At 40.9% G+C, this 25,748-nt stretch carries 23 protein-coding genes, 1 pseudogene and 1 riboswitch; of the genes and pseudogenes, 20 read left to right on the top strand and 4 right to left on the bottom strand.

Translation table 11 applies throughout. The features are described 5' to 3' along the window. The first annotated feature begins 97 nt into the window (after window positions 1-97). Window positions 98-1,360 (top strand): hypothetical protein, encoded by a 1,263-nt coding sequence (locus tag BIV16_RS10190; RefSeq protein ID WP_075680705.1) that lies wholly within the window; start codon window positions 98-100, stop codon window positions 1,358-1,360. Window positions 1,361-1,491: 131 nt separating this feature from the next. On the opposite strand, the gene BIV16_RS10185 is transcribed toward BIV16_RS10190, so the two are convergent. Next, on the bottom strand, window positions 1,492-3,066 hold the full coding sequence (locus BIV16_RS10185; protein ID WP_075679506.1) for an IS1182 family transposase: 1,575 nt from the start codon (window positions 3,064-3,066) through the stop codon (window positions 1,492-1,494). A 175-nt stretch (window positions 3,067-3,241) separates the two neighbouring features. Between BIV16_RS10185 and BIV16_RS10180 the strand changes: the two genes are divergently transcribed. The 6 genes from BIV16_RS10180 to BIV16_RS10155 all read left to right on the top strand — a co-directional run bounded on the left by BIV16_RS10180 (window position 3,242) and on the right by BIV16_RS10155 (window position 8,541). After that, window positions 3,242-4,513 (top strand): C40 family peptidase, encoded by a 1,272-nt coding sequence (locus BIV16_RS10180; protein ID WP_075680704.1) that lies wholly within the window; start codon window positions 3,242-3,244, stop codon window positions 4,511-4,513. Between the two features lie 157 nt (window positions 4,514-4,670). Further along, window positions 4,671-5,108, top strand: a complete 438-nt coding sequence (locus BIV16_RS10175) for a GatB/YqeY domain-containing protein (RefSeq protein WP_075680703.1) — start codon at window positions 4,671-4,673, stop codon at window positions 5,106-5,108. Between the two features lie 10 nt (window positions 5,109-5,118). Continuing rightward, on the top strand, window positions 5,119-5,775 hold the full coding sequence (locus BIV16_RS10170) for a hypothetical protein (RefSeq protein ID WP_075680702.1): 657 nt from the start codon (window positions 5,119-5,121) through the stop codon (window positions 5,773-5,775). A 48-nt stretch (window positions 5,776-5,823) separates the two neighbouring features. Then, window positions 5,824-6,699 carry a methionyl aminopeptidase gene (locus tag BIV16_RS10165; protein ID WP_075680701.1) on the top strand — a complete coding sequence of 292 codons (876 nt, stop codon included), beginning with the start codon at window positions 5,824-5,826 and terminating at the stop codon, window positions 6,697-6,699. A 347-nt stretch (window positions 6,700-7,046) separates the two neighbouring features. Then, window positions 7,047-7,505 (top strand): hypothetical protein, encoded by a 459-nt coding sequence (locus BIV16_RS10160; RefSeq protein ID WP_143524751.1) that lies wholly within the window; start codon window positions 7,047-7,049, stop codon window positions 7,503-7,505. 10 nt (window positions 7,506-7,515) lie between these two features. After that, window positions 7,516-8,541 carry a DUF389 domain-containing protein gene (locus tag BIV16_RS10155; protein WP_075680699.1) on the top strand — a complete coding sequence of 342 codons (1,026 nt, stop codon included), beginning with the start codon at window positions 7,516-7,518 and terminating at the stop codon, window positions 8,539-8,541. Between the two features lie 119 nt (window positions 8,542-8,660). On the opposite strand, the gene BIV16_RS10150 is transcribed toward BIV16_RS10155, so the two are convergent. Both BIV16_RS10150 and BIV16_RS10145 read right to left on the bottom strand, forming a co-directional pair. Continuing rightward, the gene (locus tag BIV16_RS10150; protein WP_075680698.1) at window positions 8,661-9,524 is read right to left on the bottom strand and encodes a DMT family transporter; all 864 of its coding nucleotides are present in this window, start codon (window positions 9,522-9,524) and stop codon (window positions 8,661-8,663) included. A gap of 12 nt (window positions 9,525-9,536) precedes the next feature. After that, on the bottom strand, window positions 9,537-11,429 hold the full coding sequence (locus tag BIV16_RS10145) for an HD-GYP domain-containing protein (RefSeq protein ID WP_075680697.1): 1,893 nt from the start codon (window positions 11,427-11,429) through the stop codon (window positions 9,537-9,539). 280 nt (window positions 11,430-11,709) lie between these two features. Between BIV16_RS10145 and BIV16_RS10140 the strand changes: the two genes are divergently transcribed. The 7 genes from BIV16_RS10140 (at window position 11,710) to thiM (ending at window position 18,371) form a co-directional block, all read left to right on the top strand. Then, window positions 11,710-12,918: a hypothetical protein gene (locus tag BIV16_RS10140; RefSeq protein WP_075680696.1), complete on the top strand. Its 1,209-nt coding sequence runs from the start codon at window positions 11,710-11,712 to the stop codon at window positions 12,916-12,918. A gap of 62 nt (window positions 12,919-12,980) precedes the next feature. Continuing rightward, complete coding sequence (gene spoIIID / locus BIV16_RS10135; protein WP_075680695.1) at window positions 12,981-13,235, top strand: sporulation transcriptional regulator SpoIIID; 255 nt, start codon at window positions 12,981-12,983, stop codon at window positions 13,233-13,235. Between the two features lie 108 nt (window positions 13,236-13,343). Beyond that, entirely contained in the window at window positions 13,344-14,789 is a 1,446-nt protein-coding gene (locus tag BIV16_RS10130) for a methyl-accepting chemotaxis protein (protein WP_075680694.1), read from the top strand. A 490-nt stretch (window positions 14,790-15,279) separates the two neighbouring features. Further along, the gene (locus BIV16_RS10125) at window positions 15,280-15,795 is read left to right on the top strand and encodes a DUF2798 domain-containing protein (RefSeq protein WP_075680693.1); all 516 of its coding nucleotides are present in this window, start codon (window positions 15,280-15,282) and stop codon (window positions 15,793-15,795) included. 65 nt (window positions 15,796-15,860) lie between these two features. After that, window positions 15,861-15,966, top strand: a riboswitch (TPP riboswitch). Between the two features lie 300 nt (window positions 15,967-16,266). Next, window positions 16,267-17,076 (top strand): bifunctional hydroxymethylpyrimidine kinase/phosphomethylpyrimidine kinase, encoded by an 810-nt coding sequence (thiD, locus tag BIV16_RS10120; protein WP_075680692.1) that lies wholly within the window; start codon window positions 16,267-16,269, stop codon window positions 17,074-17,076. Next, window positions 17,063-17,575, top strand: coding sequence for an energy coupling factor transporter S component ThiW (gene thiW, locus BIV16_RS10115; RefSeq protein ID WP_173664554.1), 513 nt, complete (start codon window positions 17,063-17,065; stop codon window positions 17,573-17,575). Before thiD ends, thiW begins: the two co-directional genes overlap by 14 nt. Before the next feature lies 1 nt (window position 17,576). Next, entirely contained in the window at window positions 17,577-18,371 is a 795-nt protein-coding gene (gene thiM / locus BIV16_RS10110; protein ID WP_075680690.1) for a hydroxyethylthiazole kinase, read from the top strand. Here thiM and BIV16_RS10105 read toward each other — a convergent pair. After that, the gene (locus BIV16_RS10105; RefSeq protein WP_242940385.1) at window positions 18,368-18,949 is read right to left on the bottom strand and encodes a putative ABC transporter permease; all 582 of its coding nucleotides are present in this window, start codon (window positions 18,947-18,949) and stop codon (window positions 18,368-18,370) included. The genes thiM and BIV16_RS10105 overlap by 4 nt on opposite strands. Window positions 18,950-19,222: 273 nt before the next feature. Here BIV16_RS10105 and guaA point away from each other — a divergent pair, with 273 nt between their 5' ends. From guaA to BIV16_RS10075, 6 genes and pseudogenes are all read left to right on the top strand, one after another. Beyond that, complete coding sequence (guaA, locus tag BIV16_RS10100; protein ID WP_442971736.1) at window positions 19,223-20,803, top strand: glutamine-hydrolyzing GMP synthase; 1,581 nt, start codon at window positions 19,223-19,225, stop codon at window positions 20,801-20,803. Window positions 20,804-21,127: 324 nt separating this feature from the next. Next, complete coding sequence (locus BIV16_RS10095; protein ID WP_173664553.1) at window positions 21,128-21,811, top strand: response regulator transcription factor; 684 nt, start codon at window positions 21,128-21,130, stop codon at window positions 21,809-21,811. Between the two features lie 51 nt (window positions 21,812-21,862). After that, window positions 21,863-22,816 carry an ABC transporter ATP-binding protein gene (locus BIV16_RS10090; RefSeq protein WP_022118567.1) on the top strand — a complete coding sequence of 318 codons (954 nt, stop codon included), beginning with the start codon at window positions 21,863-21,865 and terminating at the stop codon, window positions 22,814-22,816. Then, a pseudogene (locus BIV16_RS10085) lies at window positions 22,809-23,162 on the top strand (ABC transporter permease); the annotation flags it as partial. The gene BIV16_RS10090 and the pseudogene BIV16_RS10085, both read left to right, overlap by 8 nt. Before the next feature lie 116 nt (window positions 23,163-23,278). Then, the gene (locus BIV16_RS10080) at window positions 23,279-24,721 is read left to right on the top strand and encodes an IS110 family transposase (protein WP_173664552.1); all 1,443 of its coding nucleotides are present in this window, start codon (window positions 23,279-23,281) and stop codon (window positions 24,719-24,721) included. A gap of 580 nt (window positions 24,722-25,301) precedes the next feature. Continuing rightward, window positions 25,302-25,745 carry a hypothetical protein gene (locus BIV16_RS10075; protein WP_242940383.1) on the top strand — a complete coding sequence of 148 codons (444 nt, stop codon included), beginning with the start codon at window positions 25,302-25,304 and terminating at the stop codon, window positions 25,743-25,745. The last annotated feature ends 3 nt before the right edge of the window (window positions 25,746-25,748 follow it).

Here is a 25,748-nt window from a genome sequence, read left to right as displayed (position 1 = left end):
ACAATTGTAGTTAGGAAAAAGGTCTGATAGAATTTTTTTGTAAGAAAAATTTTATACAAAAAAACCCAAATGTATGGAAAGGGCAAGGAGATTAATTATGGAAAATGACAACAACATTGGTTTTGAAAACCAAAACCAACAGCAAAATGACCAGCCACAGTACGAGGCACAGGAACAGCAGAACAGCCAGCCACAGTACGAAGCACAGCAGAATGCACAGCCTCAGGATGGAGCAGAGGCACAGCAGAATGCGTATGGTCAGAACAATTTTGACCGTCAGCAGAATGCGTATGGACAGAATAATTTTAATGGTCAGCAGAATGCATATAGTCAGAACAATTTTAACGGTCAGCAGAATATGTATGGACAGAATGCCTATGGTATGCCACCGGTTGACAAGAAAGGCAAACCAATGCAAAATCGCTTTGGTATGAAACTGACCTTCTCTATTTTAGAGATTTTAACACTGTTTTCCTGCAACCTTTTAACAGGTATTTTAGGTATTATCTCATGTGTATTTACCGCAAAAGCCAATACTGCATACAAAGAATCACGTTGGGATGATTTTAAATCAGCAGCGAAGACATCTGCAATCTGCTTATGGGTTGGTTTTGCCGGATTTATCGTAGAATTCATCGTCTGGATTGTATTAATCGTTGTAGTTGGATTCTCAGCAGCTTCTTTTATCGGCTCTGATGCAACTGAACTTTATAACGATTCTAATTACGACTACGAATATGACTATGATTCCGATTATAACTACGATGATGAGGAAGATTCTGAGGATTCGGAAGAAACAGAGACAACACTTTCCGTAACACCATCTAACGTAACAGCAGGAAGCGGAATCACAGATACAACAATCACATTAAATGGAGCAACATTTACATTGCCGGTTAGTTATTCTGACTTTAAGGCAGCAGGCTTCTCCATCAGCTCAGATGATGAGGTTTATGTTTTAAATCCAGGATATTATTCAAGCACGATTACTTTATATGATGCAAATGGAAATGATATTGGCTATTGTGCCATCTATGATAACACAGATGCACCGGCTGCATTATCCGAATGCATGGTATATGGTGTAACCCTTCATTTTGCAGATTATTATGACGCAGTTGGTGATATCGTGTTACCAAACGGTGTGACTGCAGCCTCTACCAAAGATGAAGTAATGACAGCATACGGAGAGCCAGACGATTCTTATGAATCGGATGATGCAGAGTATGATTCCCAGGATTACACATGGTATTATCATAACGATGCTTACTATGATGATTACAACAATTCCTTACAGATTAGCTATTGGGATGGCGTAATTGATGAGATTGATATCCGTTATATAGGCTGGGATGAATAAAATTTAAAAAGGGGCGTGTGAAAAAACGAAAGTTTTTTCATGCGTCCTTTTTATTATGGATACAACAGTAGTTATATTTCATAAAACGTGTATAATTCCCCTTACCCCATAAGAAAGGCTATTATGGAATCCTATGCGGCTGTTACATTTTTTTCATGTTTATTGTGATATTTATAAAGATTGTGTCCAATAGAAACAAGAAATACTTCAAGCAGGACAGATTTTATTCCTCTTCGGACAATTCTTTTGTACCAACGGTCGTTTTTTATGATACCAAATGTGCCCTCTGCCTGGATGGATCTGTTCATCCTCAGAAGTGCTCCCTGGATACTTTCGAGATTTCCAATCACTTCCTGATGCATCGCTGTAAGTTCACGGTTAATCCGAACGGTGCGGTTTTTATCTGTCTTTTTACAGTGTTCAGCGTATGGACATCCAGAACAGTCTTCACACTGGTATATTTCTTCCTGGCGTCCATACTTGTTTCCCTTTACGTTTTTACGGTACTGAAGATAAAATTTTTTCCCATTTGGGCAACGCATGATTCCGTCTTTCCCGATTGGGAAATTTACTGCACGAAATGGATCTTCTTGATACTTTTTGTCAGTAGTCTCTTTCTTGAACATGGGAAACTTCATATATTTTTCCATTCCATGCTGCTCACAAAAGATGTAATTGTTGTAAGAACCATATCCGGCATCCGCTACTGGATACTTCGGATAGAAGCCATATGTAGTATAAAATTTGTTCATCAGCGGAACAAAACAATCCATATCTGAGCGGTACTGATTTACATCAACAACAGCAATGTACTCATCTGCAACACCGACCTGTACATTATAAGCCGGAAGCAGCTGGTCATTTCCCATGTAGTCTGTCTTGATTCGCATAAAAGTAGCCGAATGATCTGTTTTTGAGTAGCTGTTGCGGTCTTCTCCACAGATCCTGATTTTTTCCACGTATTCTTCCAGCTTGGCAGCATACTCACTGAGTTTCTCATAATGGCGCTGCTGCGTGGTTTTTCGATGTCCCCTGCCATGAACAAACATCGTTTTATCCATCTGCCAGGCTTTTGCATACTGTTCTGCGGCTTCTTTCAGATACTCTGGTGCATATTCACTATTGATACAAAACTTTATACCGGTACATGACAGTTCCTCATTGATTTCCTGAAAGAGTGTTGTGATTTTATCAAAGAGGCGGTATCTGGATTTTTCTGTTGATTTTTTCCATACCCAGGAGTATTTATTCGCATTTGCTTCAAATTTGGAGCCATCGATATATAGATGTTGGAGGTCCACATGTTCTGTCTCGAAGATTTTTTTGTTTATGTCCTGAAATATATCTTCAATGGAATCAGCAATTACTTCGTTAATGAAGTAGCCGAAGGTGCGGTAAGAAGGTGTTTGATGATCCATGAGATACATGAAGCGGAGATTGACTTTGCACTGATCCTCCAGCTCACGCAATGATATATAGCCGTTCTCCATAAATCCGAACAAAACTGTCTTCAGCATGCTGACCGGGTCATATCTGAGTCTTCCTGTATGATGTTGCGGAATATTTTTCAGATATTTCTCCAGTTCGATTTCTCCCATAAATCTGTCAAATGTCAGCACCGGATCACAAATGTCCAGATAATCTTGAATTAGTATTGGCAAAACTGCCTGTTTTGGGTTAGAATAGATTATGTTATTAATTTTCATGGTAAGTTAATTATAACACAAAGAAAGACCTTGAGTTCATTGCAAAACTCTTGGTCTTTCTTTTTTATGCGGGACTATTCTTTTTTCACAGCCCCTTTTTTTGGGAAAAAAAACCGGTGGAAAAATGTCTCGTTTTGTGAGAAAATAGGGATAGAAAATGCAAAGGAGACACCTTATGAAACGGTTAAAGTCATTACATAAAAAACAAATGCAAAAAAGATTGCTTGCAGCCGTAATTGTAGCAGCAGTTGGCATTGTTGATTTTTCAACGGTGTCTGCAACCAGTTTAAAGGATGCACAGGATAAGAAGAATGAGGCACAGAGCAATCTGGATGATATTAATAACACAATTGGAGATTTAAAGAGCGAACAGAGCCAGCTGGAAAATGAGAAATCGCAGTACGATTCCCAGCTGATGAGTCTGCTTACGGATATGGATGTCCTAGAGCAGGATATCGCAAATAAGCAGGATGAGATTGATCACGCGAATGCAGATTTAGAGACTGCCCAACAGCAGGAGCAGACGCAGTATGATTCGATGAAGGTCCGTATCCAATACATGTATGAACAAGGCAATGATTCTGTCTGGACAGCCATTATCGGGGCAAAAAGCATCACGGATTTACTGAACCGTGTGGAGTATGTTTCGGAAGTTTACGACTATGACAGAAAGCAGCTGACGGCTTACCAGGAGACCGTGCAGCAGGTAGCAGATTTAACGGAACAGCTGAAAAATGAGATGGATGAGATGGAGGAACTCCAGCTTAGCTATGAGGAACAAAAGACCCAGCTTGACAACGTGATTGCAGATTTAGGTGCGCAGATTAGTGATTTTGATACCCAGCTTGCCAATGCAAAGACGCTTGCGAGCCAGTATGCCAAGACCATCAAAGAGCAGAATGATATCATTGCAAAAGAGGAACAAAAGAAGAAAGACCGTGAAGCAGCTGCAGCCGCCGCAGCGGCAACATCCGCAAAAAGCAATACAACAGCATCTACCACAACCGCTGCTACCGGAGGAACCGATAATACGAGCAATACAGGAAGTGGAAATACGGATGCAGGACTTACGGATACCGGCCTTAATCCATCTTTTTCTTCCGGCGTGAGTGGAAGTGAGGTAGTGTCTTATGCCTGCCAGTTCGTAGGAAACCCTTATGTATTTGGTGGGACGAGCCTGACGGAGGGGGCAGACTGCTCCGGCTTTATCCAGTCAGTCTATGCGCACTTTGGCATTTCCCTTCCAAGAACATCCGGCGAGCTTAGAAGTGCAGGAAAAGAAGTAAGCTATGCGAATGCACAGGCAGGCGATATTATCTGTTATGCCGGACATGTTGCAATCTATATGGGAAATGGACAGATTGTACATGCGTCATCCCCGACAACGGGCATCAAATATGGTACCGCAACGTACCGTACGATTTTAAGTGTACGACGCGTGCTCTGATAAAATTTTTCAATTGGAATATTCATTTATTTTATAAGGAATACAAACGTGATAGATGGTCTGTCATGTTTGTATTTTTTTTACAAAAATGCTATAATAAAAGATGGATTCACATGAGTGTTTGTGAAAAGAATTACATTTCAGGAGGAAATGAAACATGCAGTTAGAACAATTACAAAAAGATATGATAGCAGCGATGAAAGCGAGAGATAAAGTACGCAAGGATGCCATCTCATCTTTGATTTCAGCAGCAAAGAAAGTTGCGATTGATGAAGGATGCAGAGACGATATTAAGGAAGAATTAGTTAATCGTGTTATTTTAAAAGAGATGAAGACGGTAAAAGAACAGATTGAGACCTGCCCGGCAGACCGTACAGACTTAATCGAGGAATACCAGACAAGATATAAGATTTTTGAGGAATATGCACCAGCGATGATGTCAGAGGAAGAAGTTGAGGCATTTATCAAAGAGAAATTTGCAGATGTAGTTGCAACCAAGAATAAAGGTATGATTATGAAAAATGTCATGCCAGAGTTAAAGGGCAAAGCAGACGGTAAGGTGATTAACCAGGTAGTTGCAAGACTTTGCCAGTAGGGAGAGGCATATGAAAAAGAAATCCATCCTGATAGTGGTCATTGTGATATGTATAATCGCAGGTTTAGGCTATTACAGTTATCATACGAACAAAATGAAAGAAAATCTTGTATACAAGGATGTGTTAGATGAGACTGCCGTAACGGTTGATTCTAAGGAACTTTTGGTTCGGGATATGGCTTTTTATGTGGCGTATGAGGAACGTACGGTAGAAGACCAGGCGGAGATTTACGATGACGAGGATACCAATGCTTATTGGAACCTTCATATCAACGGAGAATTTATGAAGGTTACGGCGAGAAAAGCAGCGATGAACATGGCGGTACACGATGAAATTTTTTACGAGATGGCGCAGGCAGAGGGCATTAGCCTAAGCGAAGAAGAGACAGCGACATTAGAACAGAAACAGTCGGATTTTTGGATGGATTTATCCGATGAGGCGAAGGAGCGTCTTACCGTCAGTGAAGACGAAATCAACGAGGTTATGAGACGCATGGCACTTGCCCAGAAATACCAGAATATTTATGCAGGTATGCAAGGGGCAGGCTATGAGGACTATGATTTTGAGGGTGACGCATACTTAAAGCTGAAGGAACAGCACCAGGTGGTAATCAATGAAAAAGTATGGGACCGTCTGGATTTTGGAAATATCACATTAAATCATTAGAATAGAGACTTGTGCTGCACAGGAGGCATCACAAGAACGGAGCGTATTATGTCAGTAAAATTAGGAAGAAATGATCCATGTTGGTGTAAAAGTGGCAAAAAATATAAGGCGTGTCATCAGGCATTTGATGAAAAGATTGCAATGTATGCGTCAAAAGGATGCATTGTGCCAAGTCATGACATCATCAAAAATGCAGATGAGATTGCCGGAATCAAAGAGAGCGCGAAAATCAATGTGGCAGTTTTAGATTATATTGAAGAGCATATCCATGCCGGTATGACGACAGAAGAAATTGATAAGATTGTCTATGAGAAGACGACAAAGATGGGAGGAATTCCTGCGCCACTTCATTATGAGGGATATCCATATAGCGTTTGTACATCTGTGAATGAGCAGGTTTGTCATGGTTTCCCATCCAAAGATGTGGTATTACAGGAGGGAGATATCATCAATGTGGATGTCTCCACGATTTTGAATGGCTATTTTTCAGATTCTTCCAGAATGTTTTGTATCGGAGAGGTCAGTCCTGAGAAAAAGAAACTGGTAGAAGTAACCAAGGAATGTGTCGAGTTAGGATTGAAAGAAGTAAAACCATGGGGATTCTTAGGTGACATGGGTCAGGCTGTGCATGACCATGCATTTGCAAATGGATACACAGTTGTCCGTGAAATTGGTGGTCATGGAATCGGTTTACAGTTCCATGAGGATCCTTGGGTTGGGTACAACTCCAAGAGAGGAGAGGAAATGTTAATGGTTCCAGGCATGATATTCACGATAGAACCAATGGTGAATATGGGAAAAGCGGACATTTATGTGGACTCTAAGAACGATTGGGAAGTATATACAGAAGATGGATTGCCATCTGCACAGTGGGAGATTCAGGTTCTTGTAACAGAGGACGGTCACGAAGTGATTAGCTGGTAAAGAATGAACAGAAAAAGAGAGAGTTTATGTATCAGAGAAATGAAATTGTGAACAATTTCACAAAATTTTCAAATACCGTTCAAAATTTAGCCAAACGGATTTCACAATTTCTGGGTATAGTATAACTATCACATAGGAAGTGATACAATTTTTTTTTTCATAAACTCTCCCCTTTATAGAACCACCAGTCCCCCGCTGGTGGTTCTTTTATATAATAGGATTGGGGTATCAAAAGGTTGCTTACAGTTTTCTTACTGGCAAATTACACAATGACAAGCCAATTTTGTTCCGATGAGGGTGATTCGAAGGCTTGAATGGTAAAACGAAAGAGAAGGGAGTAACAGGAGATGATGAAGAAAAAATCGAAAAATAAAACTGCTGCGACAAAGAAAGTTGTGAAGGATCCGAAAAATAAGAAAGCTGTGACAACAAAAGTTGTAAAAGAGCTTGTTCAGAAGGAGTGGATTTTCTTAACAACAGAGGATATGGATGTTGCAGCGTTAAAGAATATTCTGGAAGAAGCATATGAGTTGGAAATCTGGGAAGCCGCCGGTGTGTTGGAAGTGACACTGCCATCTGGCGAGGGTGTCGATTTTGAGGAGACAACCGTGCGTGATAACGATACACTTTTATTAGAGCAGATGGAAGCAGAAAATATGCAAAGAATCTATCTGGTTACAGTTGGAACGGAGAGCAAAGAGGAATTTACTTCTCTTTTTCAAAAGATTTTGGCTGAGACGGAAGGTTTGTTTCTTGCAGACAATGAAAATCTGACACCTGTGATAAAAAGAACGGATAAGGAGTAAGAAGGGATAGATGGAACAAGTAAGACAAGTATTAAAAAAGGCATTTAACATACATGGGGACAGTGCCTCTTATGAAGAAATCGAGGAACGGATTCTAAGTGGTGGAGAAGTAAGAGGAACGAATCTGTGTATTCTGGTTCTTGCAATTTTCATTGCATCAATCGGACTTAATATGAACTCAACCGCGGTTATTATCGGTGCAATGCTGATTTCCCCGTTGATGGGTGGAATTATGGCAATCGGTTATGGACTTGCGACAAGTGATTTTATCCAGGCACGAAATTCTACGGTAGGACTTTTGGTACAGGTGTTTGTCTGTCTTGTGATTTCAACGCTTTACTTTACTTTTTCACCGATTTCAACAGCATCCTCTGAGCTGTTGGCAAGGACAAACCCGACAATCTGGGATGTGTTGATAGCAAGTTTTGGTGGTTTTGCAGGAATTATCGGAACGACGCGAAAAGAAAAATCAAATGTGATTCCAGGTGTCGCAATTGCAACTGCATTGATGCCACCACTTTGTACAGCCGGATATGGACTTGCGACCAAGAATCTGTCCTATTTTGGCGGTGCAATGTACCTTTTTTTGATTAATACCTATTTCATTTGCTTTACAACTGTAATTGGATTGCAGGTGTTGAAGGTTCCGGTGAAGAAGACAGTAAGTCCGGAAGTCCGCAAAAAGATTCGAAGAAGGGCATTCCAAAGCACCATGATTATGATTATACCAAGTCTGATTTTTGGATACCGTATGGTGGTTCAGGAGCTGAACACTTCACAGGCGGTTCATACTACGAATATGGGAAGTATTGATGTGGAGCGTATTACAAAAGAACTAAAGGTGCTCTATCCGCAAATTGATGAGATTCAGATTGGTTATCTGGTAAATTATGATGAAGAAAGTGACCAAAATAAAGAAGAACTCACGGTTTTGATTTATTGTAATGATAAGATTTCAGAGAAAAATCAGGAAATATTGACGAAGCTTCTAAAAATTGATACCGACTCGGATGACATCCGCTTTGTAATGAGATAGCGGCTGCTGCGGGATAAAGAATAAGATGGTGTTGGGATATTGGATTCCCGACACCATCTTATTTTAGAAAAAGTTTAGGCATTAAGTGATTTGCGATATTTTGTAGAATTTTTTTGAAATTACGCTTCCCGTTTGCGGCGGATTAAGAACATCGCGACGGAGGCACCACAGATGATGACATAGCCAATGATACTTGCCGTGGTTGGAAATTCGCCAAGGAAGAGGATACCCCAGAGAGAAGAAAAAATAATCTGTGTGTAGTCGTACACTGAGATTTCTTTTGCCGGGGCATGAGAGTAGGCAGCCGTGATGGAGAACTGTCCGCCGGATGCTGCAAGTCCTGCTAACAGAAGAAATCCGACCTGCTTTAAACTCATTGGTGTGTAAGAAAAAATGAAAAACGGCAGTGAGGCAAGGCACGAAAAGGCTGAGAAGAAGAAAACAATGTATGCACTTTGCTCGTGTCTGCCACTTAAAATTCGAACCATGGTGTATGCAATGCCGGCACCAAGACCGCCAAGGAGTCCAATTAAGGCCGGAAACGTTACCATGTTGTCAAATCCGGGACGTAGAATAAAAAGTGTTCCGATAAAGGCGGAAACCACACAAATCACCTGGTAAGGGGCCACTTTTTCTTTTAAAAGAAGAAAAGAAAAAATAATGGCAAAAAACGGGGATAATTTATTCAACATATTTGCATCCGAGAGCGGAAGCTTTCCGATGGCGTAAAAATTACAAAAAAGTCCAAGTGTTCCAAAGAAAGCCCGCAAAATCAAAAGAAGAAGGTTTTCCCGTTTTGGTACAAAAGAAATGTGATTCTTGCATAGGATAATGGTGGCAAAAACCAATGCGACAGCATTTCGGAAGAAACTTTTTTGCATGGACGGGATATCCCCGGAAAGTCTGACAAAAAGGCTCATCAGTGAAAAGAAAAATGCTGCCAGGATAATAAAAAAGATACCTTTATTTTTTTCAGTTAACATAATAATCTCCAATCAAGATTCAGATTCATTTTTTCGAATGAATCGCTGATAAATTTCGTAATACGTGTTGCTGCGTCCTTCTGTGGCAAGCCAGCGAAGTTCCTCGTAAAGGGAGTTGTGTTCCCAGATTAAATCAATCATACCAGGATGATATTGTGTCCCTTTTCCCTGAATAAATTCCTGCATGACCTCGTCAAAAGATTTTGGAATGCGGTAATAACGGGTCAGATTGTCGGTTGCAGCATCCAGACAGTCACAAATACGGATTAAGTCGATGGCAGGCGCGTAGGCACTGTTTCGATTGTCAAAGCTCATAGGATAACCCATGCGTCCATCGTAGGAACGGTGGTGCCCAATGGCAACATCTTTATAAATGTCAAAATCCGGATCACTGGAAAGATATTCATATCCTTTCTGTGGATGCATTTGAATAATCGAAAATTCATGGTTTGAAATTTTACGGTGTTGTGTATTGATGATATCGACCATCGCATTTTTCCCAACATCGTGTAAAAGTGCGGCACTGTGGATGTAGTCACGAATCTGCTCTTGATGCGCTAAGACTTCCTGCACGGAGTTATAATATCCATTTTTGGTCAGGAAAAGTTCCGGCGCATACTTGAATATATAAGGAAGAATGGCCTCCGCTAATTTTGCTACCATAACCGAATGTGTAAACGTCATCAGATGTCTGCAAAGAATCACATCGAAGAGAAACAGTTCTTTTTCTTTTCTTGTTGGAAAACAGTTTAACACGGCAGGATGGAAAGCAAAACGCTGGATGGCGTAATTAATCTCATACGAGCGAAAACCTGCAGGGTAATTTTTTAGAAATTTTCTGGAGACATTCAGATAAAAATGTTTTTTCAAATCACGAAGGTCTTCCGGGAGCGTTGTCTTTTCGATTGTCTCAATGAGAATAATTGGAAAAACAAAATAAAAACCGGTCAGGTTGGCGTCAGCTTTCTCGTGAACGTGTTTTAATTGATGCAGATAAAGGTCACCCATGGATTGCCAGCATTTGTCCCAGGTCGTTAAGCCTTTTTTGGCAAGAACCAGATAGTAGTCCATGACAAAATCCACATCGACATCCATAGGATTTTTCGCATTCTGTAATAGGGTGGAAAAGCGTGCATAAGCAATCTCGTCAATTAAGGGGCGAATCGGGGAATCCTCAAAAAGATGTTCCAAATCCAGGAAAAGTCCGCTGGAAAGAAAGCTTTCCAATGTCGTGCGAATCAGTTCCGGAATCCTTTTTTCATTCCAAATCTGGGGATTTTTTTTCAAAGAAAAATAAAGCAGGTAAAGCTGCTGCCAGAAGGAATAGGCCTCCTCTAAGGAGATATTTTGTAAAATCGGCTCCACACAGATTAAATTTGCGTATGCAACAAAAATACATGTTTTATTTAATGGATTCTGGATGGTATCCAAAGAATCCTGATATGAGATTACTTTTTTATAATATTCGACGGATTTCTTTCCGACAGACCGGTCGAACATCTGAGAAATCTCAAGACAGGAGTAGCCACCACAGGTATAAAGAAAAATCAGATTCTCTGTATCGTTTCTTTTTTCATAAAAAGGTAGCAAAAGTTCCGCTAGGCTAAGAATGAGAAAGGGTTCATCATCTTTTCCATAATAAAACCGTTTCAGCCAGTTTAAAAGGCAGTCAGCCTGTGCCTCATTCAGCTCGGATGGAGCGGAAAGGAGCGGAAGCAGACTACGGTCAAGCAGGGAATCATTTTGTGCATATATTTTGTGAACGGCGAAGGCACGTTTTTTCATGGTGCTAAGCCAGATTTCTTTTGTATTAGAACAAAAGATGCGATCATCCCACCTAAAACATTCTTTCCTATTTTCACGATATGTTTCAAAGAACAGGTTTATATCATCGCATGTTATCATAAGCAGGCCTCCTGGGATTCTTTTTGAATCCGTTACATTCAAGTCATTTGCGATACATATTGTACCGAGGTTAATATTTAAAAACAAGTTTATTACCCGATTATTATAGCAAAAAAATGACAAAATGTATCAAAATATTTATATTAAATTAAGAATATAGAAAACTTTTTTCAAAAAATGTCGAAATGTGTATCTTGTCCGAAAAAATCGTGAGGTTGACAAGAGAATTGGTGTGCGCATACAATGAAAAAAGAAAAACAGGGAAGAAGGAGAAAGTGTGATGTCGCGTGCAAAAAAGGGCATTTGTATGGTAATTGTATGCATTTTGGTGGGAGCTGTTGCAATTGTATTTGGGATAAAAAAAGGATTGTTTCTTAGTAAACAAAATCAAATTCTTCTGGCAACGGTACATACGTTAGAACAAAGCCAGTTCGTTTCCAATCTGGACTTGGAAACAATTTTAAAATCGGACTATACCGCCAATGCACAGGCAACGATAAATAAGGTGTCGGTGACGGCCTCCTATGCAAAAAAGGGAGAACAGAAATCCCTTACGACCAATATCGGGGTCAGTCTGATAGATGACAAAATTAAGGCGGATTTTCTACTAGACGGGGATGTGCTAAAGATACAGGTGCCCTCGGTTGGAACGGATATTTTTTCCTATTCCTATCAGGAAGAAAAAACAGGGTGTCTAAACAATCTGTTTTCCGAGAATACAACCGAAAAAATTGATGATGTGCTAAAAACGCTTTCCGCGCAGGATGCAAAAGGAGATGCACAAAATGGGAAAAAGCTGTTTGGCGAGGTCTTTTTAAAAGAATTTCGGAATCTTTCTTTTTCAAAAGCGGACGCGCAGGTGTTTGAGGTAAATGGAAAAGAACAAAAATGCAAGGCATATCAGACGCAGGTGACAGGTGATGTGGTGGAGCATTTCTGGTCTCAGATAGCGGAACTTTACGAGGGAGAAGAAAAAGCGGATGTGAATGCATTTTTACCGGATACATTGCTGGAAAAAATAAAAGAAAATACAAATGTAGTTAAAAATAGCACATGTACGTTTTTCCTGGGAGACGGACAGCTTGCAGCAGTACAGGTTCAGACGGAGGATGTGGCCTACACGCTAGAATTGCATGGAACGGATGAGCGTGGAACCGAGGAGTTTCGAATGAAACAAGAGGATGAAACGTTATATGATTTGAAGTATCAGGATACGGATGGCAGTTTTAAGTTAAAAGACGGGCAGTATCATGCGAAGAAAGTAACGGGTGTTTTCTCCAAAGAAGCGGATGTTGTCAACCTTTCGGTGAGTGAATTCCAATGGAACCGGTTAAGCGGTGCTTTAAAGTTGTCGTTACAGGAAGGAGCGGATGAAAGCCAGTTTTTACAGGGGGACGCAGCCTATAATCTCAATACCATGACAGACAAGGAGTTCCGGCGGATTTTCTGGAAACTGTTATGGATAAAGGGTGATACAAACGAAAACTAGATAGTCTAAATAAAAAATCCCTTGCATACAATGGTAAAAACAAGTTGTAGCAGGGGATTTTTTTGAAAGGTTATATTGAGGAAAGAGCGATGGAAATCGCCAGATATATTATCGAAAACAATGCGACCGTAAGACAGGCGGCAAAACATTATGGGATTAGCAAGAGTACGGTACATAAGGACGTCACGGAACGTTTGGCACAGATTAATCCATCATTGGCAAAAGAGACCAGACAGGTTTTAGACGTCAATAAGTCGGAGCGCCATATCAGGGGAGGGCTTGCAACAAGAGAAAAATATTTACATCAGCATGGATGATGGTACCAAGGTTCTAAAAAATGTGGTGAAATACTAGATATACAAGGCAATATGTGGTAAAATAGAATATTGGAAATGATAAATTGCGGAGTAACAAATGGAGGAAACATGGAGAAAATACATAAACAAAACCATACGATGATATTGATTGGTGTGACACTGTTGTCGATTATGACACTGTTTGCCTATGGAATAAACAAAAGTGGACTGATAGGTGTGGCAGTGTTATTAGTCAGCGGTGTCATTTCAACAGTTTGTAGATATGTTGTAAAAGATGACCTGGTAAAGGCACTTTGCATTACGGTGATACCATCACTTGCAACTTTGATTTATGCAGGTGTTCAGGGTGGAAATTCGATTGCATTTATTGCAAACTTTGCTTTGCTCGCAATGATGACAGGATATTTTGATCGCAGATATATTTTCTATTATGTAGTGCCGATTGGAACCATTTCATTCATTTGTGCGCTTGTAAAACCAGAGGTGATTGATGGTGCAGACTATACAAGAGCAGGCGCACTTACAAAAGTAGTGTTATTGATTTTGATTGCCATGATTTTAATCAACGCAACGATGCGGGGAAGACGTCTTTTAAAGAAGACAGAAGAGACGCTTGATGTTGTAAAAGAGAACGGAGATTTGGCAAATGGAATCGCAACGAATTTAAACCAGGCAATCAACGAATGTGAAAATGGCGTAAAAGAACTTGTGGTACAGGCAGATTCGGTCAGCCAGTCAGCGCAGCAGATGGGTTCTGTGGTAGAGGGAACGACAAATGCTACGATTGCGGTAAATGATCGGATCAGCAAGGCTAATGATGAAATTGACCGAAATTACGATTTGGCAAAACAGCTTGAAAACAGCTTCGGCGATGTCAGCCGCGCAGTAAAGACCGGAAATACAGAAGCGGAGAATGTAAAAACGGATTTAGAGGAGATGTCAAAGACAGTTTCCTCGGCGCAGGGAGCGACCAACGAGCTTTTGGCTGAGATGAACCGAATCACGGATATTTTAGGAGAAATCAATGCAATCGCATCGCAGACGAATCTGTTGTCTTTGAATGCATCTATCGAGGCAGCCAGAGCCGGTGAACACGGAAGAGGTTTTGCGGTTGTAGCAGATGAAATCAGAACATTGTCGGAACAAAGTTCCCAGGCAGCAGATAATATCAAACAGATTTTAAATGGACTTGCCAATACGACACATGACGTATCTTCCAAAATAAACGAAGGTGCGAATGCGGCAGTTGGCGGCGTGGAGAAGATGGTAGAGCTTTTGAAAGTGTTTGAGACGATTCTCTCGACCACACACGAAGCACATGATGTTGTGCGTGAAGAATATCAGGTCATTGAAAATGTAAAACGTGATTTTGAAGAAATTCATGGAGAAATTGAGACACTTGTTGCCACAACAGAGGAGAACACCGCAATGATTACAAGCATTGCAGAAAGTATTTCTTCCCAAAGAGATTCCGTTCAAGGTGTGCAAAATGAGATTTCCAATATCACAGACCTTTCCGGACGCCTCAGTGACCATTTTACACAGGAATCCTAGTTCTATGAAAATCCACAAGAAATTGATTTAATTTCAGCAAAAATTTGTACAATTTAAACTATTATATCAAGGGTATTTCCTATGCTATAATAGCGCTACGACGTGCAGCCGAACAGCGATCGCAAAGACCGCTGTTCGGCTGCTTTTTTGTTCGGGTGGCAAAAGATAGTATGTAACTTTATGAGGGAAAATTGGATAAAGACAAGGCAATTTTGTGACTTTGGAAGAATATTAGAAAATCTTAGTATGCCTATCATTTTTTAGTGATGTTCTGCCAAGGATGGCAGAACAAGGATTCACGAGCCATGGAAGGCTCGTTGAATGCCGGTCACGTCATGATGAAACAGTTTTCGTTAGGCATACTTAGGTTTTCTTATATTCGAACATCGGAACATAATAGATTTGTCTTTATCTAATTTTCCATCTAGAAAACTACAAACTATCTTTTGCCACCCGCACGAATCCACAAAAGAAAAGGAGAGAATCTATTATGCCAAAAACAAAATTACAAGAAGTCGTTTTCACCATTTTAATGGTATTCGTCATGGTTTATGCCATGATTTGCTACAATATTGCACTGAATATGGGAGGAATGAGCAATGTTGTATTTTTAAATGCGTTCCATGAATTGATTATTATGGGACCAATCGCATTCATTCTGGATTTCTTTTTATTCGGAAGCCTTTCCAAAAAACTTGCATTCCGTATTGTGACACCAGGCGTGGACAAGCCAATCATGCTTATCCTTGCAATCTCATCCATCACAGTATGCCTGATGTGCCCATCCATGAGCCTTGCAGCAACACTTTTATTCAAACATGCTGGAAAAGAAGTGATTGCGGTCTGGCTTGAGACCACAGCACTCAATTTCCCAATGGCGTTCTTCTGGCAGATTTTCTTTGCCGGACCACTGGTTCGTAGAATTTTCGGACTGATTTTCAAAGAAAAAGAAGAGCAGGTCATGGAAGAAGAAAGTGACTATCTAGAAGGTGGAAAAGCAAGATAGGACTTGCAAATAAAAAAAGAACAGGTATAATGAAACTGTTGTAAAAAGTTCCTGTCAAAACAGGAGAAAAGAAAACGGGGTGCTCGCGCAGGCGGGCTGAGAGTAAGCGGATGCTTTAACCCAGAACCTGATTTGGATAATGCCAACGTAGGGAGATACCGAAGAATTTTTTGTGCAGAAATCTATATTTGGGTTTCTGCACTTTTTTATTGAAATCTGTGCGGCAAAAATATCTGGTTTTAATTATTTGAGCAGATTTCATAAAAGAATATTTCAAATTTCTGTTGTGCAAAACATTCCGATAAACCTCCGAATACGAAAATCGTTTTCAGCAGAGGCTTCAACGACTTTTGAGTTTTATCTCCATTGCACAAAAAAGAAATTTTCCATATTTTTTTATAAAATCCGCTATAAATATTTAGAATCAGATATTTTGTCACACAGATTTCAAAAGAAAGTGAGGAAGAGACAATGAAGACAGCACTGACAATTGCCGGAAGTGATTCAAGTGGTGGAGCCGGAATCCAGGCGGACATCAAGACCATGATGGCAAACGGAGTCTACGCGATGAGCGCAATCACAGCACTTACCGCGCAGAATACGACAGGAGTAACAGGAATTATGGAGGTAACGCCGGACTTTTTGGCGGCGCAGCTGGATAGTATTTTTACAGATATCCGACCGGATGCGGTCAAGACAGGAATGGTTTCTTCCTGTGAAATCATCGAAAAGATTGTAGAAAAATTAACAGAGTACCAGGCAAAAAATATCGTGGTTGACCCGGTTATGGTAGCAACCAGCGGTGCAAAGCTGATTAGTGATGAGGCGATTTCTACGCTAAAAGAAAAACTATTTCCAATTGCAACCGTGATTACGCCAAATATTCCGGAAGCAGAGGAATTGTCCGGAATGGAGATTCAGACGAAAGAGGACATGGAACAGGCAGCAGAAAAAATTTGTGACAGCTACGGTTGTGCAGTTTTATTAAAAGGTGGCCATCAAAGAAATGATGCCAGTGACCTTCTTTTTCAAAAAGGAAAGAAACCGGTCTGGTTTGAGGGAAAAAGGATTGACAATCCGAATACGCATGGCACGGGTTGTACCTTATCCTCAGCAATTGCGTCGAATCTTGCAAAAGGCTACGACCTTGAAACATCCGTTTGTTATGCGAAAAATTATATTTCCGGAGCACTCGCAGCGATGCTTGACCTTGGAAAGGGCAGCGGTCCGATGAATCATGCATTTGCAATCAAAGGAGAGTATCAAAATGAAAACGTTTAACTTGAAAAAATTAACATTAACTGCCATTTTTGCAGCAATTGCAGTGGTAGGAAGCTTATTTTCTTTTCCGGTGTTTGGCTCAAAATGTGCACCAATTCAGCATCTTGTCAATATTTTATGTGCCGTGACCGTGGGACCATGGTGGGGACTTGCGCAGGCTTTTACGGCTTCTGTCATTCGAAATCTGCTTGGACTTGGAAGCCCGCTTGCTTTTCCAGGCAGTATGTGCGGAGCATTGCTTGGAGGACTTCTCTATCGCTATGGGAAAAAACTGCCTTTTGCCTATCTCGGCGAGGTGCTTGGAACCGGAATTTTAGGTGGAATGCTTTCCTATCCGGTGGCATATTTTGTGATGGGAAACCAGGCAGCAGCAATATTTACATTTGTAGTTCCATTTCTGATTAGTACCTGTGGTGGAACCATTTTGGCGATAGTTCTTACTATGCCATTAAAGAAAACCGGAATTCTTGGAAAAATGAAGGAAAGTCTGGAGCAATAATATGGAAGAAAAACTGATATCAATTCGGAATCAGATAATAGAAAAACGTCCTATCGTGCAGTGTATTACCAATGCGGTGACCGTCAATGACTGCGCAAACCTGCTGCTTGCGGCGGGCGCCTCGGTGACGATGGCACACCATCCGTTAGAGGTGGAGGAGATTGCGGCAGGAAGCACCGCTCTGGTCTGTAATTTTGGCGCAATCGCAGATTATGAGGCGATGGAAAAAGCGGGGCGCATCGTGCATGAAAAAGGTCACGCCATCGTGATTGACCCGGTTGGTGTATCCGGCTCCACTTACAGGAGAACGAAGTGCCTGGAGTTGATGGAAAAAGTCCATCCGTCCTGCATTCGTGGAAATTATTCCGAAATCCGCTCGTTGCTGGAACATTGCTCCACGGTGACCGGTGTCGATTCGGCAGATCAAAAAATTGACATTGAGGCAATGAAAACATTTGCAAAAAAAGAGCAGACAATTCTCATCGCATCCGGGGAAAAAGATATTATCACAGACGGAACAACCACTTTTTCCTGTGAAAACGGGGATGCCTTCATGGCAAGAATTACCGGAAGCGGCTGCATGTCTTCGGCGCTTCTTGGTGCATTCCTTGCGATGGAAAACAGCGTAGAAAGTGCCGCGGCCTGCTGTGCATTCATGGGAATTGCAGGCGAGCTTGCAGCAGAAAAGACAAGAAAAATTGGTGGCGGAACGATGACGTTTCACGATGCATTCCTGGATGAAGTCTCACTGATGACACCGGAAAAATGCAAACGATGCCGTATCAATCCGCTTTAGCGGAACGTAATGCCATTCCCCTGGTTTGGAACAATAAGGGAGGCAGCACAATCTATGAGAAATGCCAGTATCAGCAGCGAAAGGAGACGACGCTGCCAGGGTGCTGGCATTTTTTCATAAAAATATAGGGCAAAATGTGAAATGATGCAGACCCACAGGACGCCCGCCACACAAAAGCCGACGGCGGACCAGAAACAAATATATCCATTCCAATTACAAAAGTAGTTGGAATAATCCCAATAGCGCAGATGGAAAAAGTGGTCTAAAAACCAGCCGATTGTATATTCCAAAACGGAGCCAATCAGTCCTGACAGCAGGAATACGAGAATGGGACGATGCTCTATTTTTCGTAAAAGAAGGAAAAACAAGACAGCACCAACGCCGTAGATAGGAAGCCACGGACCATAGAGAAAGCCCCGGTTGTAAAAGGTGTGTTCTTTTATCAGGAAAATCACGACTTCCCAGAGAAAGCCAAGAAACGAAGCCAGAAAAAACAGAAAGATGCAGTGAAACATGATTTGCAGAAACCGATTTTTTCTTGAATTGTTGGTGGAATGGGGAAAATTTTTCTTTTTCATGGGAATAGCATGTGTAATGAGTGGCAAAATATACATCGGTTATTGGAATCAGGAAAAAGAAACGGAACTTATAAATAAAACAATATTTATTAATTACAATAAAGAATAAGTTTGTACAAATCATCATGTTTTGTGTGAAAAAGTCTTGAATTTTCTAAGAAAATAGCACTTGTATTTCCCGAAATCGTCACTTATAATGGGTAATAGAATTTGGGACGAAAACAAGAACATGGAATCCCAGCAAGAAACGTAGGAGGAAAAAGACACATGGATATGGAAAAACTCCAGGAAAAAGTCATAGTCATCGATTTCGGTGGACAGTACAACCAGCTGGTTGCCCGCCGGGTTCGTGAGTGCAATGTTTACTGTGAGATTTATTCTTATAAAATTGACATTGAACAGATTAAAGCTATGAATCCCAAAGGTATCATTCTGACAGGAGGACCGAACAGCTGCTATGAAGAGGACTCACCTTCTTATCAGAAAGAATTGTTTGAATTGGGAATTCCGGTACTTGGACTTTGCTATGGTGCTCAGCTTATGATGCACAAACTTGGCGGTAAGGTCATTACCCCAGAAGTAGGAGAATATGGAAAAACAGAGATTCACTATGCACCGAATGCTGTTTTATTCCAGGGTATGCCAGAGACATCCATTTGCTGGATGAGCCATTTTGATCGAATCGAAGTCGCAGCGCCAGGATTTGAGGTGGTTGCGCATACAGCAGATTGCCCAATTGCGGCAACTCAGAACGTAGAAAAGGGACTTTATGCAATTCAGTTCCACCCGGAGGTGCTTCACACCGTAAACGGTACAAAGATGATTTACAATTTTGTCCGTAATGTCTGTGGATGTTCCGGAACCTGGAGAATGGATTCTTTCGTGGAAGAGACCATCAAGTCCATTCGTGAAAAAGTTGGAGATGGAAAAGTTCTTCTTGCTTTATCCGGCGGTGTAGATTCTTCCGTTGCAGCAGGTCTTTTATCCAGAGCAATCGGAAAGCAGCTCACCTGTGTATTCGTAGATCACGGTCTTCTTCGTAAAAACGAAGGAGATGAAGTAGAAAATGTATTCGGACCAAACGGTCAGTTTGATTTGAATTTCATCCGTGTCAATGCGCAGGAACGTTACTATGCAAAACTTGCAGGTGTGACAGAACCGGAGGCAAAACGTAAGATTATCGGTGAGGAGTTCATTCGTGTTTTCGAAGAGGAAGCAAAGAAAATCGGAGCCGTAGATTTTCTTGCGCAGGGAACCATTTATCCAGACGTTGTAGAGTCCGGACTTGGCGGTGAATCCGCAGTCATCAAATCCCACCACAACGTAGGCGGGCTTCCTGATTTCGTTGATTTCAAAGAAATCATCGAACCGCTTCGTAACCTTTTCAAGGATGAAGTAAGAAAAGCAGGTCTTGAACTTGGCATTCCAGAACACTTAGTATTCCGTCAGCCATTCCCGGGACCAGGACTTGGAATCCGTATCATCGGGGAAGTGACCGGAGAGAAAGTTCGTATCGTGCAGGATGCCGATGCCATCTACCGTGAGGAAGTGGACAAAGCCGTTGCCGAATACAAGAAAGCGAACGGAACAGAACCATCCTGGATGCCAAACCAGTACTTCGCAGCACTCACAAACATGCGTTCGGTTGGCGTTATGGGTGATGAAAGAACCTACGATTACGCAGTAGCACTTCGTGCCGTAAATACCGTAGACTTCATGACAGCAGAATCTGCAGAGATACCATTTGCAGTCTTACAGACTGTCATGAGCAGAATTATCAACGAGGTGAAAGGGGTCAATCGTATATTCTATGATTTGACGAGTAAGCCACCGGGAACGATTGAGTTTGAGTAACGGATTAAAATGCCGAAAGCCTGTATTTATGCGGGTTTCCGGCATTTGTTTTATCAAATGGCTCCAGTTTGGCTCTATTTGTTGGCGGGATAAGGGTTGCGAAAGCACTGATGGAGAAATAAAGGCATAATGGTAAGGAAAAAGTGATATATGCATCTTGGAAGCACAGCAATACTGAAAATTATAAGTTCAGCTGGAACAAAAAGTATGTTATGTACTGGAGAATTCCGGGGATCTGTGGGGAGTAATTGCGGGAAAAAAGGGAAAAGCGTATAATGCAAGAAAATAATGTTTTCACAGTGTAAAATAGAGGAGAGAACTATCATGCAGAAAATACTGATTGTAGAAGATGATACAAATATCAATAATCTGCTTCAGGAAGCTTTATCCAAAGCGGGCTATTCCTGTGAGCAGGCGTTTTCCGGAACTGAGGCAAAGCTGCTTTTGAATATGCAGGAGCATAGCTATGCACTGGTGTTGCTGGATTTGATGTTGCCGGGAATTACAGGAGAAGCAGTTCTGGAGGAAATACGGAAAAAGGGAAATCTTCCGGTTATTGTTTTGACTGCGAAAGATAGCTTGGATGAAAAGGTAAAGGTTTTAACTAGTGGGGCTGATGATTATATAACGAAACCTTTTGAAATCAGAGAGGTACTGGCAAGAATTCAGGTACAGCTTCGTCATACAGAAGAAAAGGAAATAAAAGAATCTAACCTTTCGTTCAGAGAGATGGTATTGAACAAAGCTACTTTTCAGGTCAGCATTGGTGGAAAAATACTTCCTAAGATAACAAGACAGGAGTTTGCGATTTTAGAATTACTGCTTAGAAATCCGAAGCAGGTTTTCAGTAAAGAGGACATTTTTGAATATGCGTGGGACGAACCCTATATGGGTGAAACAAAGACTCTGGATGTACATATAAGCAATATTCGTAAAAAGATAAAAGCAGTTACATCTGAGGAATATATTGAAACAGTCTGGGGAATCGGTTATCGTCTTCATCTATAATCTTTACTCTTTTTTTACTATTTATTTGCGTTTGATTAGGATTATTCCTTTATGATAAATGCAGATAAGAAAAAGGAGATGAAAAACTTGAGCGAAATGTTATTGGAAACAAGAAATTTGACTAAGCAATATGGACACCATAAAGCTGTGGACAGTGTCAATATGCATATTAAAAAAGGTGCTATTTATGGTTTTATCGGTCGGAATGGAGCTGGGAAGACAACTTGTCTGAAGATGATCAGTGGACTTTCCAAGCCAACTTGTGGAGAAATCGAGATGTTCGGATACAAGGGAAAGGATTTGCAAAAAGTTCGATCACGGATAGGATGTCTGATTGAGGCACCGGGACTTTATGGAAATATGACTGCATATGAAAATCTGAATATCAAATGCAAGCTGTTTGGAATAAAGAAAAAAAGTTATATTGAAGAAATATTGAGAATTATCGGTCTGGAGGATGTGGGAAAGAAAAAAACAAAACATTTTTCACTTGGAATGAAACAGCGTTTGGGAATTGGTCTTGCTTTGGTTGGAGAACCAGATTTATTAGTTCTTGATGAGCCAATCAATGGATTGGATCCACAGGGTATTGCAGAGATCCGGGATACGATTCAGAGACTTCAGAAAGAGAAGAATATGACAATATGTATTTCCAGTCATATTCTTGAGGAATTATCGAAGATTGCTACTGATTATGGAATTATTCATAATGGAAGTTTATTACAGGAAATTACAAGAGAAGAATTAATAAGAAGATGCAGTGAACGGATAGAGTTGACATTGGATCATCCGAAACAGGCGATTCCGGTGCTGGATTCTATGGGATTTACCAACTATCAGGTAACAGATAAAGAGCATATTCATATTTTTGAACGATTGAATGAAAGTGCAGCGTTGAATATGGAACTTGCAAAGTCAGGAATTCCGGTAAAAGGGATTTCCATAACCAGTGAAGAACTGGAAACTTATTTTCTGAATCTGACGGGAGGTGCGGATCATGCTTAATATAATAAAAATGGATTTATACCGGATGCTTAAAACCAAAAGTATGTATGTAATCTGGATCGTTCTGGCAGCAATATTATTGATTACAACATCTTTATGCAAGACAGATTATGAGCTTTTGACTGAAAAGGATGCCATGAAACAGGAGCAGGTTACTGAACCTACTGTGGATAATATTAATGTGGGAATGATGGTAACGCTGCCTACGGAGCCGGGAGAAAAGGTGACGGTATATGATATCTTTTTTGCCAATTCCCAAGGAAAATTGTATGCACTGCTTTTGGTGATTTTTACTGTTCTGTTTTCAACAGCGGATATCAGTAGCGGATATATTAAGAATATAGGAGCTTCCTGTATACTTTAAAGAGTAAAAGGAATTGACCAAAAAGAATACCTCAAGTAAATTTAGATTATTACTGACCTGCCAGTTGGTAAAATCTAAAAACACAAGAGGTATTCAAGATGAATGTTAAAGCAAGAAGAACAAAAAAGCAAGTAAATGTAGAAAATCAGGCAATAAAGCTTCTGTCAAAAGAAGAATTGAGCAGGAAAATAGAGGTGGTAGAAAAAGAACTGAGATCCTATACCTGGCGTGAACTTGAAACAAACGGTAAATTTGCCAAGAACGATAAACTCTCTTTCATTACGGATGACATGCTTATAGTAGGATGCGATATAGGTAGTGAGAATCATTATATTAGGGCAATCGATGTCAGAGGAAGAGAGTTAAGCAGCGGAGCATTCGAGTTTAGCAATACTTCAGAAGGCTTTGCGAATGCCAAGGCATGGGTGCTGGCACTTGCGGCAAAACACGATAAGAAACAGATAGTACTGGGTCTTGAACCGACAGGTCACTACTGGTTTGCGTTGGCTGCATGGATGATTTCAAACGGAATCAGCGTTGTCCAGGTAAATCCATATGCCGTAAAGCAGAGTAAAGAAATAGAAGACAATAGCCAGGTCAAGGATGACAGAAAAGATCCGAAACTGATTGCAAATCTTGTGAAAGATGGAAACTACGGAATGCCTTATCTTCCAGAAAAAGTTTACGCAGACATGAGAAGACTCTCCATGTTCAGGGATCAGCTTACCGAAGACAGGATAAGAAATATCAATCGTCTTCACCGAGAATTGAAAATCTATTTTCCAGAATACATGGACGCATTTGGAAAAATAGATGGAGCGTTTACTTTGGAAGTACTGAAAGTATCAGCTATCCCATCGGATATCACAGCACTGGGAGCAGAAGGCATAAAAAATATCTGGCACAATGTAAAACTAAGAGGACGCGGTTACAGCAGAGCCAATGAAATCGTGAGCTATGCAGAGAAAAGTGTGGGATTAACGGATGGAACGGATGCAGGGCGTGAAGCAGTGAAATGGTATGCAGAACAGATCCTGAAGCTGGATGAGCAGCTTGCTGTGATTGAAAGTACTTTACATGAAAAATGCAGGGAAATACCTTACGCAGAAAACATACTTGAAATCAAAGGTGTAGGTGAAAACATACTGGCTGGAATACTGGCAGAAATGGGAGATATCAGCAGATTTGATGATGTGAAGGAAATCCAGAAACTAAGCGGTATGGGGCTGGTGGCATGCAGTTCAGGCAAGCATAAAGGACAGACAAAAATCAGCCACAGAGGACGCAAGAGACTTAGGTACTGGCTGTTCCAGGCAGCAAAGTCAGCGGTGTCGCATGCAGATGAATTTAAGCAGCTACATGAGTACTATACAACACGAACCAACAATCCGCTGAAAAAGATGCAGTCACTGGTTGTGATAGCCTGCAAGATACTGAGGGTGATTTACACGATTCTAAAGACAGGAACAACTTATGATCCGCAGAAACTGTTGAAAGATATCAAACATCTGGCAGCTTCACAGGTACCAATGGCAGCATAGTAAATAAAAGAATCAAATCCAGAACTCTGTCGAGTGGCTGATGGAATGCATCGGAGACTGGACAGGGTTCTGGAACAGAAACCCGTAAATGATGGAGTCCGGAACAGACTGCATCTGCAAAAGACCAACAAGAGCCTGAGATGGTATAGCGTCCACTGAGTAAATCAGTACCACGACAGGTGAATGCTGGTCAGTAACAATCAAACATAAAACAAGAGCTGTAGCCGGCATCGGTTATTTCCGTGGGGCAAGACCCCGTTTAGGAGCTTGGCTGGCACTCAGTGTATGGTAGATGGGACGAAGGAAGTTGGGACACGATCCCCTTAGACACGGAAGGTTCATCATCATAGTTGATCAGAGGGAAAATAGCCTTTATAAAGCGAAGAAAGAGGATGCTTTAAGAAGTGTACCCATTAATCAGCTATTCGGTACAAGATACTACGATATCTATCACTCTCGGCTCTTGTTTTGAGGTAAATAAATATCGTCAAAGCCAGTAAAATCAATAGATTTAGGCTTGACAGAATAGGAAGGTCAGGTTAGAAATAGAGGAACTCTGATTTTTTCCAGAGCAATTGCCTTGGCTGTCTTTACGGTACTGACAATGGCAGGTGCATTCTTATTTCAGGCAGCGGCGAATGGTATTGTTTTCGGGGAATTGGAATGGGGAAATACAAAGGCAATTTTATCTTATTTTGTGACTGAACTGGCTCTTCATTATGCACTTGTGCTGATTTGTATGGCGATTGCAATTATTTTGAAAAATAATGTAATCAGCATGGTCATTGCTGTCTGTCTTAGCATGAATGTAATGACCATTGTGTATGGGGTGATCAATAGTGCTATTCAAAAAATAGGAATTCAGAATTTCCAGATTTATAAGTATACGATAACAGGAAAATTATCACTGCTTCCTATGAATCCGAGTGGAAATGAGTGTTTGGCGGCATTTGGTGTGGCAATAGTGTTCATCGTTATGATGATATCAGTAAGCAGCGTTGTTTTTCAAAAGAGGGATATTTAACGG

This window comes from Roseburia sp. 831b, assembly GCF_001940165.2.
Taxonomy (GTDB): domain Bacteria; phylum Bacillota; class Clostridia; order Lachnospirales; family Lachnospiraceae; genus Roseburia.
Note: the sequence above shows the minus strand (reverse complement) of the source record. Positions and strands in the feature narration are given on the sequence as shown.

Excerpts from the sequence above, each read along its gene's own strand:
- BIV16_RS10190 (WP_075680705.1), top strand. The coding sequence starts at position 98 with ATGGAAAATGACAACAACATTGGTTTTGAAAACCAAAACCAACAGCAA.
- BIV16_RS10185 (WP_075679506.1), bottom strand. The coding sequence starts at position 3,066 with ATGAAAATTAATAACATAATCTATTCTAACCCAAAACAGGCAGTTTTG.
- BIV16_RS10180 (WP_075680704.1), top strand. The coding sequence starts at position 3,242 with ATGAAACGGTTAAAGTCATTACATAAAAAACAAATGCAAAAAAGATTG.
- BIV16_RS10175 (WP_075680703.1), top strand. The coding sequence starts at position 4,671 with ATGCAGTTAGAACAATTACAAAAAGATATGATAGCAGCGATGAAAGCG.
- BIV16_RS10170 (WP_075680702.1), top strand. The coding sequence starts at position 5,119 with ATGAAAAAGAAATCCATCCTGATAGTGGTCATTGTGATATGTATAATC.
- BIV16_RS10165 (WP_075680701.1), top strand. The coding sequence starts at position 5,824 with ATGTCAGTAAAATTAGGAAGAAATGATCCATGTTGGTGTAAAAGTGGC.
- BIV16_RS10160 (WP_143524751.1), top strand. The coding sequence starts at position 7,047 with ATGATGAAGAAAAAATCGAAAAATAAAACTGCTGCGACAAAGAAAGTT.
- BIV16_RS10155 (WP_075680699.1), top strand. The coding sequence starts at position 7,516 with ATGGAACAAGTAAGACAAGTATTAAAAAAGGCATTTAACATACATGGG.
- BIV16_RS10150 (WP_075680698.1), bottom strand. The coding sequence starts at position 9,524 with ATGTTAACTGAAAAAAATAAAGGTATCTTTTTTATTATCCTGGCAGCA.
- BIV16_RS10145 (WP_075680697.1), bottom strand. The coding sequence starts at position 11,429 with ATGATAACATGCGATGATATAAACCTGTTCTTTGAAACATATCGTGAA.
- BIV16_RS10140 (WP_075680696.1), top strand. The coding sequence starts at position 11,710 with ATGTCGCGTGCAAAAAAGGGCATTTGTATGGTAATTGTATGCATTTTG.
- BIV16_RS10130 (WP_075680694.1), top strand. The coding sequence starts at position 13,344 with ATGGAGAAAATACATAAACAAAACCATACGATGATATTGATTGGTGTG.
- BIV16_RS10125 (WP_075680693.1), top strand. The coding sequence starts at position 15,280 with ATGCCAAAAACAAAATTACAAGAAGTCGTTTTCACCATTTTAATGGTA.
- thiD (WP_075680692.1), top strand. The coding sequence starts at position 16,267 with ATGAAGACAGCACTGACAATTGCCGGAAGTGATTCAAGTGGTGGAGCC.
- thiW (WP_173664554.1), top strand. The coding sequence starts at position 17,063 with ATGAAAACGTTTAACTTGAAAAAATTAACATTAACTGCCATTTTTGCA.
- thiM (WP_075680690.1), top strand. The coding sequence starts at position 17,577 with ATGGAAGAAAAACTGATATCAATTCGGAATCAGATAATAGAAAAACGT.
- BIV16_RS10105 (WP_242940385.1), bottom strand. The coding sequence starts at position 18,949 with ATGAAAAAGAAAAATTTTCCCCATTCCACCAACAATTCAAGAAAAAAT.
- guaA (WP_442971736.1), top strand. The coding sequence starts at position 19,223 with ATGGAAAAACTCCAGGAAAAAGTCATAGTCATCGATTTCGGTGGACAG.
- BIV16_RS10095 (WP_173664553.1), top strand. The coding sequence starts at position 21,128 with ATGCAGAAAATACTGATTGTAGAAGATGATACAAATATCAATAATCTG.
- BIV16_RS10090 (WP_022118567.1), top strand. The coding sequence starts at position 21,863 with ATGATAAATGCAGATAAGAAAAAGGAGATGAAAAACTTGAGCGAAATG.
- BIV16_RS10080 (WP_173664552.1), top strand. The coding sequence starts at position 23,279 with ATGAATGTTAAAGCAAGAAGAACAAAAAAGCAAGTAAATGTAGAAAAT.